Origin of the sequence: Flavobacterium sp. PMTSA4 (genome assembly GCF_032098525.1) — a bacterium.
GTDB classification, from domain to species: domain Bacteria; phylum Bacteroidota; class Bacteroidia; order Flavobacteriales; family Flavobacteriaceae; genus Flavobacterium; species Flavobacterium capsici.
Map to the genome: position 1 here is coordinate 2,674,236 of NZ_CP134890.1, position 13,811 is coordinate 2,688,046.

Here is a 13,811-nt window from a genome sequence, read left to right on the forward strand (position 1 = left end):
AAAAAAATCTTCAGCCAAAGTACTATCTTTGTAACATGACAGGAACAGTTTATAAATCTACAGGAAGTTCATATTCCGTTAAAACAATTGATAACCAAATTTATGAATGCCGTATTAAAGGCAAGTTCAGAATGCAAGGTATCAAAAGCACCAATCCAATTGCAGTTGGTGATATCGTAGATTTTCAACTAGATGAAACAACTGATGAAACTATTGGTCAAATAAATAATATTCACGACAGAAAAAATTATATAGTCAGAAAATCGGTTAATTTATCGAAGCAAACACATATTATTGCATCCAATATTGATGTCGTTTTTCTTTTGATAACGATTAATAATCCGCCAACAACAACAAGTTTTATAGATAGATTTTTAGTTACAGCTGAAGCTTATGGAATTGAAGCAGTATTAGTTTTTAATAAGATTGACACTTATGATGAGGAAATGAAAGATGAACAATTGTTTCTTCAATATATTTACTCCAAAATTGGTTATAAATGTTTAAAAGTTTCTGCTAAAAACCATACTGGAATTGAAAACTTAAAGGAAGAAATGATTGGAAAAGTTTCAATGTTTTCTGGTCATTCAGGTGTTGGAAAATCTACTTTGGTTAATGCATTAGAACCTAATTTAAATCTAAAAACCAAAGATATTTCAGAGCAAAGTAAGCAAGGCCAACATACTACAACTTTTGCTGAAATGTATGATTTGTCATTTAATGCAAAAATAATCGACACACCAGGAATTAAAGGATTTGGAATTGTTGATATGGAACCAACAGAAATCAGCGATTATTTTCCTGAGTTTTTTTCTTTGAAAGAAGAATGTAAATTTAATAATTGCCTTCATAAAGAAGAACCTCATTGCGCTGTTAAAAAAGCATTAGAAGAAAATAAAATTGCTTGGTCACGTTACAATAGTTATCTTAAAATATTAGAAGGCGATGATGATAATTATCGTCAAGACGTTTACAATGATGATAGAATTGCTAGCGATAAAACTAGAGAATCTTAAACTATGAAAGCAGTAATCCAAAGAGTTTCTCAGGCTTCGGTTACAATAGATAATCATGTTGTAGCTGATATTCAAAAAGGACTTTTAATTTTGATTGGATTTGAGGAATTAGATAATCAAGAAGATATCAGTTGGTTATCGTTAAAAATTGCTAACCTTAGAGTTTTTGCAGATGATAATGATGTTATGAATTTATCGATTAAAGATATTTCAGGTGAAATGATTATAGTTTCTCAGTTTACACTTCATGCATCAACAAAAAAAGGAAATAGACCAAGTTATATAAAGGCTGCGAAACCTGATATTGCCATTCCGTTATATGAAAAATTTATTGCTCAAATGGAAAAGGAAATTGGAAGAAAAGTTCAAACCGGAAAGTTTGGAGCAGACATGAAAGTTGGTCTTGTAAACGATGGACCAGTTACAATTATTATTGACACGAAAAATAAAGAATAAGATTATAAAAGAAATCTAAATTTTTTTATATTTGGTAAAAACTAAATTTAGATGAAATCAAATATTGTTTTTCTATTTGTACTACTTGTTAGTAATATACTTTATTCACAAAAACCAGAGTATAGTGTTTCAAAAATTCCTGATAGTCTTAAAACAAATGCAAATGCTGTTATCCGATTGAGTGATATCAGCGTTACAATTGCTTCACAAAACTCTATGATTATTCAAACTAAGACTGTAACAACAGTTTTAAATGAATTTGGATTAAGAAATTTAGACCTGTCTGATAATTACGATAAAAACAGAAAAATTTTAAAAATTGAAGCAACTGCTTACGATGCTTTTGGAAAAGAATTAAAATCATTTAGAAAGAAAGATTTTAGAGATGTGAGTGTTGCAGACGGAGTTTCAATATTTAATGATAATAGAGCTTTGTATCTTGATTATACACCTGTTTCTTATCCATTTACGATGATTTTCGAATCACAAGTTGAGACTTCAAACACGGCATTTATTCCATCTTGGAGTCCAGTTGATAATTATTATGTTAGCACCGAAAAAACTCTTTTTACTATAAATTTTAAACCCGAATTGAAATTAAAAGTTAAAGAAGATAATTTCTCAACTAAAATACCTGTTGAAAAGAAAGAAACTTCAAATTCTATTTCTTTCATTTCAACATTAGTTAATGCAAAAAAAAGAGAAGAATTAGCACCAAATTTTACTAAAGTTTTTCCAATGGTATATTTTGCTGTCGAAAATTTTAATTTGGAAAACGTTCAAGGTAATGCAACAAACTGGAAAGATTTTGGAAAATGGTATTATAATTCTCTTTTAGCAGATACTGAGGAAATTCCTGAGCCAACAATTCAAAAACTTAGACAACTAGTTGGTAGTGAAAAAAATCCAGTTGAGATAGCGAAAATAGTTTACAAGTTTGTTCAAGAAAAAACACGTTATGTTAGTGTTCAAGTTGGAATTGGTGGTTGGAAACCAATGTTAGCTAAAGATGTAGATAAATTAGGTTATGGTGATTGTAAAGCTTTAACAAATTACACTCGTTCATTATTGAAAGCATTAGAAGTAGAGTCCTATTATACAGTGGTTTATGCAGGAAAAGAAAAAAGAAATATAAAAGACGATATTTCATCTATTCAAGGGAATCATGTGATTTTAACATTACCAACAGAAAAAGAAATGCTTTGGTTAGAATGTACCAGTCAAATTCAACCTTTTGGATTTCAAGGAGATTTTACTGATGATAGAAATGTTTTAATAATTAAACCAGAAGGTGGAGAAATTATTAAAACTAGAACGTTTAATGAAAATGATAATTTAAAACGAACGATTGGAGCTTATTCTGTTTCAGAAGAAGGTGGAATGAAAGCAACTTTAAAGATGATTTCATTTGGACTTCAATATGATAACGAATTTCAAAAAGAAAGATTAAGTAAAGAAGATCAAATAAAGAATTATAAAGAAGAATTTAGTAACATCAATAATTTGAAAATTAAAAAAATAAATTTTTCAAACAATGAAAAAGCTATTGAGTTTTCAGAAGATTTAGAGTTTGAAGCGGATAATTATGCTCAAAATACTGGAGGAAAATTGATGTTTGCTGTAAATGCCTTTAGTCAAAATTCTTATGTTCCAAAAAAACATAGAACTAGAGAACTTCCATTTGAAATAGAAAGAGGTTTTACAGATGAAGCCGAAATTTCGGTATCACTTCCTCAAGGATTTAATATAGAAGCAAAACCAAATAATTTTGAACTTTCAACTGAGTTTGGAAGTTATACAATTGATTTTATTTCTTCGGATAATAGCAATTTAGTTTGCAAAAGAAAATTAGTAATTAAAAAAGGGTTTTATGAAAGTTCAAAATTTGAAAACTATAGAAAATTCAGAGAAACCATTGCCAAAATAGACAATTCAAAAGTAATCATTTCAAAAACCTAACCATTATGAAAAAAGTATTTCTACTATCGCTTTTTATTTGTATAAACACGATAGCTCAGAACAGAGATTTAGGAAAAGTAACCGTTCAAGAACTAGAAGAAAAAGTATGCCCTATTGATTCAAGTGCAGTTGCATCAATATTATTTTCAAAAGGTGATGTAAGATATGATTACACACAAGGAAATGGATTTACTATGTCAACAACTGTTAAAACTAAAATTAAAATCTATAAAAAAGAAGGGTATGATTGGGCTAATAAGGCTGTAAACTATTATATAGGCAGTAATCCAAATGAAAAATTGTCATTTTCAAATGAAATTACTTACAATCTTGTTAATGGAAAAATTGAAAAAACAAAATTGAAATCAGATGGAGAATATGATGAAAAAGTAAATCAATTTTGGGGAAGAAAAAAAATATCAATGCCAAATATAAAGGAAGGTTCCATTGTTGAGTATGAATATACATTGATTTCCTCTAATTTTGGGTCTATTGATAAATGGTTGTTTCAATCAAGTATTCCTGTTTTATATAGCGAATTTAATGTGGTAGTTCCTGAATATTATTCCTATAAACCAGCATTTAGAGGATTTATTACTCCTAAAATAATTACTGATAGAAAATCAAGAACCATTACGTTGACTAGTAAATCATCTGTTGGTTCAGGATTTAATACAAAGTCATCAATTAATTCAGACAGTTTTACATATTCTGAAAACATATCTAAATATATTTTAACAAATATTCCAGCAATAAAGGATGAAAAGTTTACAAATAATATTAAAAATTACATTTCAAGTGTTGAACTTGAATTATCATCAATACAATTTCCAGGAGAGCCTGTAAAAACTTTTTTAACAGACTGGGAGTCAGTTGTTAAGAAAATATATGAAAATAATGATTTTGGAAACGAACTCAATAAAACAGGTTATTATGAAAAAGATATTGATGCTATTTTGGCGGGATTAACAAAAAATGATGAAAAGATAAATGCAATTTTCACATTTGTTAAATCTAAAATGAATTGGAACGAATTCTATGGCTACAGTTGTAATGATGGAGTAAAAAAAGCATATCAAGAGAAGAAAGGTAATGTAGCAGAAATTAATTTAATGCTTACATCGATGTTACGATTTGCAGGAATAGAAGCTAATCCAATTTTAATTAGCACAAGAGGTAACGGAATTGCGCTTTTCCCGTCAAGGAGTGCATTTGATTATGTTATTTCAGGAGTAGAATTGGGCAACGAAATAATATTGTTAGATGCTACAAATAAATATTCTTTGCCAAATATTCTTCCAATTAGGGATCTAAATTGGTTTGGAAGATTAATTAGAAAGGATGGAAGTTCTTCACATATTGATTTAATGCCTAAAGCAAATTCTAAAGAAGTTATTAATTTGATGGCTGATATTTCTGCAACAGGAGAAGTTACAGGAAAAGTAAGAGATCAATATTTTGATTATAACGCTTTTCGATTCAGAGATAATTATAATGGATTAACAAAGGAAAGTCTACTAGAGAAAATTGAAAAAAAATATCAAGGATTAGAAGTTGAAAATTATGATGTACAAAATAACAATGATTTGTCAAAACCAATAGTAGAAAGTTATTCATTTGTATCAAATAATGCTGTAGAAATTATTGGAGATAAAATGTATTTTTCACCTTTTTTTCATTTTGCTTTAACCGAAAATCCTTTTAAGCAAGATGTTAGACTTTATCCAGTTGATTTTGTTTATCCTGCTCAAGACAAATATAGTATTAGTATCAAAATACCTGATGGATATACAGTTGAAACGTTAACTGAAAATAAAGCCATTGGATTGCCAGATAATTTAGGAAACTTTAAATACAATATTTCAAATAATGGAAATCAAATACAGTTGTTATATTCTTTAGATATTAATTCGGCTATAATAAGTTCAGAAATGTATCATGCGGTGAAAGAGTTTTTTAAAGAAATGGTAAATAAACAAACAGAGAAAATAGTTCTCAAAAAAATGTAATTATGGACCTAAAAAATTCACAACTAGAAGTAGATAAATGGATAAAAAACCATGGCGTTCGTTATTTTAACGAGCTTACAAATATGGCGCAATTGACAGAAGAAGTTGGTGAAGTCGCCAGAATTATTGCCCGAAGATATGGTGAACAATCAGAAAAAGAAAGTGATAAAAATAAAGATTTAGGCGAAGAATTGGCTGATGTTGTGTTTGTTGTTTTATGCCTTGCAAACCAAACAGGAGTTGACTTACAAGCTGCTTTTGATAAAAAGTTAGATTTAAAAACAAACCGCGATCACGATAGACATCATAATAACGAAAAACTAAAATAGTTTTGAATTTACACTTAAATTTTTCTTCAACTAATAAAAAATCAAGTTTAAACATTACTGGTTCTAAATCGGAAACCAATAGATTATTGTTGCTACAAGCTTTATTTCCCGAATTGAAATTAGAAAATATTTCAATTTCAGATGATTCAGTAGTTATGCAGAAGTCGATATCAAGGAGTCAAAAAGTTGTTGATATTCATCATGCAGGAACTGCTATGCGATTTCTTACGGCATATTTTGCAATTAAGGAAAACAGCGATGTTGTTTTGACAGGTTCATCTCGAATGAAACAGAGACCAATTAAATTTCTTGTAGATGCTTTGCAACAACTCGGCGCAGAAATTAATTATGTCGAAAATGAAAACTATCCGCCAATTAGAATAAAAGGGAAAAAACTAACAAAAAACAAAGTCACTTTAAAAGCAAATGTTAGTAGTCAATATATTTCAGCACTTTTATTGATAGCGCCTAAATTAGAAAATGGTTTGGAGTTAGTTTTAGAAGGAGAAATTACCTCAATACCTTATATCAGGATGACTTTAGCTTTGTTAAATGAAATTGGTATTGAAACCTCATTTGAAAATAATATAATCAAAGTAAATTCAAAACTCAAAACTCAAAATCCAGAAGTAAAAATTGAAAGTGATTGGTCATCAGCATCATATTATTATTCAATAGTTGCATTATCACAAATTGGAACCCAAATTATTTTGTCAAATTTCAAAAAGAATAGTTTTCAAGGTGACTCAATATTGGTAGAAATTTATAAAAGTTTTGGTGTTGAAACAACTTTTGTCGAAAATCAAATTATTCTTGAAAAGAAAGAATATAAGTGTAGTTCAGTAAAATTAAATTTAATTGAATCACCAGACATTGCACAAACAATTGCTGTTACATGCTTCGGACTTGGAGTTGGATGCAGACTTGAAGGTTTACACACTTTAAAAATTAAAGAAACCGATAGATTAGAAGCACTAAAAAAGGAATTGTCAAAACTTGGAGCAATGGTATTTACTACTGATTCAATTTTGCAAATTGCTCCATCTACTAGAATTAAAGAAAATATTTCTATAAAAACGTATCAAGATCATAGAATGGCAATGGCATTTGCGCCTTTAGCTTTGAGAACAAATTTGATTATTGAAGACTCAGAAGTCGTTTCAAAATCATATCCTACTTTTTGGGATGATTTAAAACAAATTGGATTTGAAATTGAGGAAATTAATTAAAAAAGTTTCTTTTTACTAGTATTTACAGTAGCTCAAAAACAATTTGAAAATAAATACTTCATTTTACTTGACAACGCCTATTTCACAATAGTATATTTGCACCCGAAAGATTTTAACCAAGCTAAGGAACAACCTTAACTTATAAACTCTTAAACTTATAAACACATATTTAATGAAATTATCACATTTTAATTTTAATCTTCCAGCAGAATTATTAGCTGAATATCCAGCAGAAAATAGAGATGAATCTCGTTTGATGGTTGTAAACAGAAAAACAAAAACGATTGAACATAAATTGTTCAAAGACGTTATTGATTATTTTAGTGATGGCGATGTTTTCATTTTAAACAATACCAAAGTTTTTCCTGCTCGCATGTATGGAAACAAAGAAAAAACTGGAGCAAGAATTGAAGTTTTCTTATTAAGAGAACTTAATGCTGAGCAACGTCTTTGGGACGTATTGGTTGATCCAGCAAGAAAAATTAGAATTGGAAACAAATTATATTTTGGAGATGATGATTCATTGGTGGCAGAAGTAATCGATAATACAACATCTCGTGGAAGAACTTTACGTTTTTTATATGATGGTTCTTATGAAGATTTTAGAATGAAGTTACTTGAATTGGGAGAAACTCCAATTCCAAAATACATCAACCGTGAAGTTACAGATGAAGATGCTGAGCGTTACCAAACAATTTACGCAAAAGAAGAAGGTGCGGTTGCTGCTCCTACCGCAGGATTACACTTTTCAAAACATCTTCTAAAAAGATTAGAAATCAAAGGTGTTAATTTTGCTGAGGTAACACTTCATGTTGGTTTAGGAACTTTTAATCCAGTTGAAGTAGAAGATTTATCTAAGCACAAAATGGATTCGGAAGAATTAAAAATTACTCAAGAAGCCTGTGATATAGTTAATGAAGCAAAAGCTAAGAAAAAGAAAATTTGTTGTGTTGGAACTACTTCTATGCGTTCTATAGAAAGTTCGGTTTCTTCTCAAGGAACATTAAATCCTTTTGAAGGATGGACGAATAAATTTATTTTTCCACCATATGATTTTAGTATTGCAGATTGCATGATAACAAATTTTCATACTCCAAAATCAACCTTATTAATGATGGTTTCTGCATTTTGTGGTCACGATTTAATGAAGAAAGCCTACGAAGAAGCAATCAAAGAAAAATATAAGTTTTATTCTTATGGTGACGCGATGTTAATTTTATAATTATAAAGTCAAATTATAAATCAATCCCATTCTAAAAATTAGTTTGGGATTTTTTTTGTTCTGTAACTAGTTAAAACTTTTTTACCTTATCTCTTTTCAATACTTTTACACTTTCAAACAAAAAACACAATGATTTTTCAAAATACCCTTGAATTTGCAAAAGAATTAGACCAAAAAGATGAATTAAAAAATTATAGAAACGAATTTATTTTTCCTCAGCTTAATGGTGAAAATGTAATTTATTTTACTGGAAATTCTCTTGGTTTACAACCAAAATCTGCCAAAAATTATGTTGATGAAGTAATGAATGATTGGGCAAACCTTGCTGTCGAAGGTCATTTTTTTGCAGATAAACCTTGGTGGGATTATCACGAAAGATTTGCTGAACCATTGAGCAAATTGGTTGGAGCAAAGCCGTCAGAAGTAACAGTAATGAATACTTTAACAGTTAATCTTCACCTTTTGATGGTTTCTTTTTATAAACCAACAACAAAACGTTACAAAATTATTTGCGAAGAAAAAGCTTTTCCATCTGACCAATATATGTTTCAATCACAAGTAAATTTTCACGGTTATAAACCAGAAGATGCAATTGTTGAAATCAAACGTCGTGAAGGAGAAAATAACATTCGATTAGAAGATATTATTTCTAAAATAAATGAAGTAGGCGACGAATTGGCATTGGTGCTTTTCGGTGGAGTAAATTATTACACCGGACAAGTTTTTGATATGAAATCAATAACTGATGCAGGTCATAAAGTTGGAGCCATTGTTGGTTTTGATTTAGCTCATGCAGCAGGAAACATTAAACTCGATTTACATAATTGGAATGTAGATTTTGCTGCTTGGTGTTCGTATAAATATATGAATTCTGGACCAGGTAACGCTTCGGGTTGTTTTATTCATGAAAAACATCACAGTTCAGATTTACCAAGATTTGCTGGTTGGTGGGCACAAAAAAAAGAAAAACGATTCTTAATGGAACCAAATTTTGATCCAACCGTTGGAGCCGATGGTTGGCAGGTTAGTAATTTGCCAGTTTTAACATTAGCACCATATTTAGCTTCTGTTGAAATGTTTGCCGAAGTAGGAATGGATAAATTAATTGCAAAAAGAAACCAAATAACAGCTTATCTCGAATTCATTCTTCATGAAATTGATAAAGAAATAGACGGAACAGAATTTGAAATCATTACACCTTCAAATCAAGATGAAAGAGCTTGTCAATTATCGGTTTTTCTTCATGGTCAAGGAAAAGATTTATTTCATTACTTGATGAAAAATGGAGTTATTACCGATTGGCGAGAACCAAATGTTATTCGTTTAGCTCCAGCACCATTTTATTGTTCTTATGAAGACATGTATAAATTTGGTCAAATATTAAAAACTGGAATTTTAAGTTTAAGTAAATCATAATGACAAAAGAACAAATAATACAAAATTTTGACCCAAGCCAACCAGGATTAGCAGATGCAACTATTTTTGGATTACCATTTTCTGCTGAACAGTCTGAAATTATTATAATTCCAGTGCCTTGGGAAGTTACAGTAAGTTATGGTTCTGGTGCTTCTGAAGGTCCAAATGCTATTCTTGACGCTTCATTTCAAGTAGATTTAAACCATCAAGAGTTTCCAGAATTATGGAAATTAGGAATGTATTTTGCAGAAATTCCAAATTCTTGGTCAAAGAATTCTGAGAAATATAAAGAATTGGCACAACCAATCATTGAAGCTTTAGAATCAGGTGAAGATTTAGAAACTTATCCAGCTTTAATGGATGATTTGCATAAAATCAACAAAGCCTGCAGAGAATTACACAATGAAGTAAGAGAAAAAGTTTTGTATTGGATGAATCAAGGCAAAAAAGTAGTTTTACTTGGTGGCGATCATTCCACTCCATTAGGATATTATGAAGCTTTAGCAACCAACCATGAAAGTTTTGGAATTCTTCATCTTGATGCACATATGGACTTACGTATTGCCTACGAAGGTTTTGAATTTTCTCACGCTTCGATTATGTATAATGCATTGAAAATTGAAAATATTTCAAAAATTGTTCAGGTTGGAATCAGAGATTTTTGTGAAGAAGAAGTTGGAGTTGTTAAAAATGAAAACGGTAGAGTTTTAATTCACACCGACGCTGATTTAAAGGCAGAAACTTTCTCAGGTAAAACTTGGGCAGATCAATGTGATGAAATAATAGCAACTTTGCCACAAAAAGTTTGCATATCATTCGATGTTGATGGAATGTATCCTTGGTATTGTCCAAATACTGGAACTCCAGTTCCTGGTGGTTTTTCATTCGAGCAAGCTACTTATTTGTTTAATAAATTGGCAATTAGCGGAAAAGAAATCATCGGTTTTGATTTTGTAGAAGTTGCTCCTGGAGAAAACGATGATTGGGACGGAAATGTTGGAGCCAGAATGTTGTTTCATATGTGTGGTGTTTTAGCCAAAAACAATGGAATGAAGACAGGAAATCGAATAAACTTTCAAAGAAAATAAAAGTAATAACCTCTTGAAAAAGAGGTTTTTTTAGCTTCAAACTTTTCTATAAAACTCTCAAAAATCAAATTATATAATTTTTTCAAAAAATCTTATAACAATTCAGAACTAAATCGCTTGTTACTTTGTATTGTAATTAAGATTAAATGAAAAACTATGAAAACGATTTATGCAATAATGTTGACTTTTTTAGTTTTATCGTGTAAAAACACAAATGATAAAGCTTTGGTTGTTGATGAGAAACAAGAAATTATTGATTCTATGAATCTTCAAATAGAAAAACAAAGAATTATTGATTCTATGAGAATTGTAGAAATGAATAACGCAAAAAAGAGAGAAGTTGTAGTTGTTGAAAAAAACACAACACAACCAAGAAAAAAATGGAGTGGTGCTGCAAAAGGAGCAGTAATTGGCGCTGGAGTTGGCGCTGTTACTGGTGCAATTGTAAGCGATAAAAAAGCTGAAGGTGCAATTATTGGTGGTTTGGCTGGTGCTGGAGTTGGTGCTGGAACAGGAGCAATTATTGACGACAAAAAGAAATAATAATAAATTTCATGTTTATTAAATTAGGAGTTGATTTCAGGGATGGAATTAACTCCTTTTTTGTATTTAATGTAAATTCCATAAATCATTTATATAAATTTGTGGAAATACTCTACTATGAAAATCATCAAAAAAATATCTCTAATACTATTGTTGTTGTTAGTATTATTAGCATTAGCTGTTTTTGGTTTTTTACAATTTAAAAAACCCAATTATGATGGTGACGTTCAACTTTCACAATTAAAAAACACTACGACAACCTATTTTGATGATTACGGAATTCCACATATTTATGCCAATGATGAAGTTGATGCTCAAAGAGTTTTAGGATATGTTCATGCTCAGGAACGATTATGGCAAATGGAATTAATGCGACGAATTGCTCCAGGAAAATTATCTGAAATATTTGGAAGTGTAATGCTTAAAAATGATATGTTTTTTGCAACATCTGGAATTCAAGAAAACTCCGAGCTAGCAGTTGCTAATTTGGATAAAAATTCTCAATCTTATAAATTAACACTATCTTATTTGGATGGTATAAATCAATATATTGAAGAAGGAAAAATGCCAATTGAGTTTTCCTTGCTTGGTATAACTCCAGAAAAATTTACAGTTAAAGATGTATATAATATTTTCGGATTTATGTCATTTAGTTTTGCCATGGCACAAAAAACGGATCCGTTATTAACTGATATTCGTGATAATCTTGGAATGGAATATCTAAAAGATTTTGGAATTCATGGCGAATTTGGAACCAGACAACTAAAAAGTTTTAAAGGAAAAAGTTCTGAGTTTGCTGAGATATCAAAATCTATAACTGCTTTATTGGAAAATTCCCCAGTTCCAACATTTGTTGGTAGTAATAGTTGGGTTATTGGTGCCAATAAAACCAAAAATGGAAAAGTAATTTTTGCTAACGATCCGCATATTATGTTTTCGCAACCCGGAACTTGGTTTGAAGCACATATTATTACACCAAAACATGAAATGTATGGTTATTATTTGGCTGGAACACCATTTCCGCTTTTAGGTCATAATCGTGACTATGCTTATGGTTTAACAATGTTTGAAAACGATGATTTGGATTTATTTGAAGAAACTGAAAATCGACAAAATTCGAATCAGTATTTAACATCTCAGGGTTACCAAAACTATACATTAAGGCAAAATACTATCAAGATTAAAGATAGTGCAGACGTAATTTTAAAAACAAAATCATCGATTCACGGACCGATTATTTCAGAAGTATTGACTGGTGTAAACAAATCGAAACCAATTTCAATGTCATGGATTTATACTCAAGAGAAAAATCAAATTCTTGACGCAGTTTACGGATTATGTCATGCCAAAGATTTGAATGATTTCTATGAAAAAATTGAATTAATTCATGCTCCAGGATTGAACATAATGTATGGTGATGTAAAAAACAATATCGCTTGGATTACTTCGGGAAAATTATACAAATTAGATTCTTCTGTAAATCCAAATTTTATTTTGAATGGAAGTAATGGCATAGATGACAGAAAAGAATTTTTACCTTTTTCTAAAAATCCTTTGGCAATAAATCCGCCATGGAATTATGTATATTCTTCCAATAACCAACCCGAAGCAATTGATGGTTATTTATATCCGGGTTATTATTTGCCAAAAGATAGAGCAACACGAATTGATACTTTATTAAAAGTAAAAAACGATTGGACAAGAATGGATGTTGAAAAAATGATTTTAGATAATACATCGTCAACGGCTGCACAAATTGTAAACAGTTGGATTCTATCTTTGGATAAAAATCAATTGAATGAAACAGAGAAAAATGCCATTTCACAATTAAAAATTTGGAATGGAAGTAGTAATTTGAATGATATTGCTACAACAATTTACAATAAATGGATTTATTTTTATTTGAAAAATACTTTTCGTGATGAATTAGGAGAAGAAAAATTCAAATTATTACTAGCAACACACAAGATCAAGGAAATATTTGGTGAACAAAGTAGAAATGATAGTTCAATTTGGTGGGATAACATTGAAACCAAAACCAAAAAAGAAACTCGGTCAGATATTTTAACGCAATCTTTTAAAGAAACTATCAAAAATTTAGAAGCTAATTTGGGTAGTGATGTTCAATTATGGACATGGAATAAAGCACATTCGTTAGAGTTTCAACATCCAATAGGTCAAGTAAAATTGCTGAAAGGATTTTTTAATGTTGGTCCATATGAAGTTCCTGGAGCCAACGAAATGATTAATAATTTGATGTATTTTTATAGTGATGAAAAAATAAATCAAGTAAAAGCTGGTCCATCAACTCGACGAATTATAGACTTTTCGGATATCGAAAACAGCGTTAGTATTTTACCAACCGGAAATTCAGGAAATCCAATGAGTAAGCATTATAAAGACCAAGCAGAAATGTATGTGAAAGGACATTTTCGAAAAATGCTTTTGAATAAAAAAGAAATAGAAAAAGTATCAACTAAAATTGTTTTTAGCCCAAAAAAGTAAGTCATTTTTAAGATTTTCTTTTCTAAAACTTTAAATTTG

At 29.9% G+C, this 13,811-nt stretch carries 11 protein-coding genes; all 11 read left to right on the forward strand.

Translation table 11 applies throughout. The features are described 5' to 3' along the window. Positions 1 to 35: 35 nt before the first annotated feature. The 11 genes from rsgA to RN605_RS12185 all read left to right on the forward strand — a co-directional run bounded on the left by rsgA (position 36) and on the right by RN605_RS12185 (position 13,772). Positions 36 to 1,016: a ribosome small subunit-dependent GTPase A gene (rsgA, locus tag RN605_RS12135; RefSeq protein ID WP_313325131.1), complete on the forward strand. Its 981-nt coding sequence runs from the start codon at positions 36 to 38 to the stop codon at positions 1,014 to 1,016. A gap of 3 nt (positions 1,017 to 1,019) precedes the next feature. Then, positions 1,020 to 1,472: a D-aminoacyl-tRNA deacylase gene (dtd, locus tag RN605_RS12140; protein WP_313325132.1), complete on the forward strand. Its 453-nt coding sequence runs from the start codon at positions 1,020 to 1,022 to the stop codon at positions 1,470 to 1,472. Between the two features lie 51 nt (positions 1,473 to 1,523). Then, positions 1,524 to 3,431 (forward strand): DUF3857 domain-containing protein, encoded by a 1,908-nt coding sequence (locus tag RN605_RS12145; RefSeq protein ID WP_313325134.1) that lies wholly within the window; start codon positions 1,524 to 1,526, stop codon positions 3,429 to 3,431. A 5-nt stretch (positions 3,432 to 3,436) separates the two neighbouring features. Next, on the forward strand, positions 3,437 to 5,440 hold the full coding sequence (locus tag RN605_RS12150) for a DUF3857 domain-containing protein (RefSeq protein WP_313325136.1): 2,004 nt from the start codon (positions 3,437 to 3,439) through the stop codon (positions 5,438 to 5,440). A gap of 2 nt (positions 5,441 to 5,442) precedes the next feature. Then, entirely contained in the window at positions 5,443 to 5,769 is a 327-nt protein-coding gene (locus tag RN605_RS12155; RefSeq protein ID WP_313325137.1) for a nucleotide pyrophosphohydrolase, read from the forward strand. Positions 5,770 to 5,771: 2 nt separating this feature from the next. Continuing rightward, complete coding sequence (aroA, locus tag RN605_RS12160) at positions 5,772 to 6,998, forward strand: 3-phosphoshikimate 1-carboxyvinyltransferase (protein WP_313325138.1); 1,227 nt, start codon at positions 5,772 to 5,774, stop codon at positions 6,996 to 6,998. 172 nt (positions 6,999 to 7,170) lie between these two features. Continuing rightward, complete coding sequence (gene queA, locus RN605_RS12165) at positions 7,171 to 8,220, forward strand: tRNA preQ1(34) S-adenosylmethionine ribosyltransferase-isomerase QueA (RefSeq protein WP_313325139.1); 1,050 nt, start codon at positions 7,171 to 7,173, stop codon at positions 8,218 to 8,220. Positions 8,221 to 8,349: 129 nt separating this feature from the next. After that, a complete protein-coding gene (gene kynU, locus RN605_RS12170) occupies positions 8,350 to 9,636 on the forward strand; it encodes a kynureninase (RefSeq protein WP_313325141.1) in 1,287 nt (428 codons plus the stop codon). Further along, positions 9,636 to 10,724 (forward strand): agmatinase family protein, encoded by a 1,089-nt coding sequence (locus RN605_RS12175; RefSeq protein WP_313325143.1) that lies wholly within the window; start codon positions 9,636 to 9,638, stop codon positions 10,722 to 10,724. Before kynU ends, RN605_RS12175 begins: the two co-directional genes overlap by 1 nt. 156 nt (positions 10,725 to 10,880) lie before the next feature. After that, the gene (locus tag RN605_RS12180) at positions 10,881 to 11,267 is read left to right on the forward strand and encodes a glycine zipper family protein (protein ID WP_313325145.1); all 387 of its coding nucleotides are present in this window, start codon (positions 10,881 to 10,883) and stop codon (positions 11,265 to 11,267) included. Positions 11,268 to 11,384: 117 nt separating this feature from the next. Next, the gene (locus RN605_RS12185; RefSeq protein ID WP_313325146.1) at positions 11,385 to 13,772 is read left to right on the forward strand and encodes a penicillin acylase family protein; all 2,388 of its coding nucleotides are present in this window, start codon (positions 11,385 to 11,387) and stop codon (positions 13,770 to 13,772) included. Positions 13,773 to 13,811: the final 39 nt, after the last annotated feature.

Excerpts from the sequence above, each read along its gene's own strand:
- rsgA (WP_313325131.1), top strand. The coding sequence starts at position 36 with ATGACAGGAACAGTTTATAAATCTACAGGAAGTTCATATTCCGTTAAA.
- dtd (WP_313325132.1), top strand. The coding sequence starts at position 1,020 with ATGAAAGCAGTAATCCAAAGAGTTTCTCAGGCTTCGGTTACAATAGAT.
- RN605_RS12145 (WP_313325134.1), top strand. The coding sequence starts at position 1,524 with ATGAAATCAAATATTGTTTTTCTATTTGTACTACTTGTTAGTAATATA.
- RN605_RS12150 (WP_313325136.1), top strand. The coding sequence starts at position 3,437 with ATGAAAAAAGTATTTCTACTATCGCTTTTTATTTGTATAAACACGATA.
- RN605_RS12155 (WP_313325137.1), top strand. The coding sequence starts at position 5,443 with ATGGACCTAAAAAATTCACAACTAGAAGTAGATAAATGGATAAAAAAC.
- queA (WP_313325139.1), top strand. The coding sequence starts at position 7,171 with ATGAAATTATCACATTTTAATTTTAATCTTCCAGCAGAATTATTAGCT.
- kynU (WP_313325141.1), top strand. The coding sequence starts at position 8,350 with ATGATTTTTCAAAATACCCTTGAATTTGCAAAAGAATTAGACCAAAAA.
- RN605_RS12175 (WP_313325143.1), top strand. The coding sequence starts at position 9,636 with ATGACAAAAGAACAAATAATACAAAATTTTGACCCAAGCCAACCAGGA.
- RN605_RS12180 (WP_313325145.1), top strand. The coding sequence starts at position 10,881 with ATGAAAACGATTTATGCAATAATGTTGACTTTTTTAGTTTTATCGTGT.
- RN605_RS12185 (WP_313325146.1), top strand. The coding sequence starts at position 11,385 with ATGAAAATCATCAAAAAAATATCTCTAATACTATTGTTGTTGTTAGTA.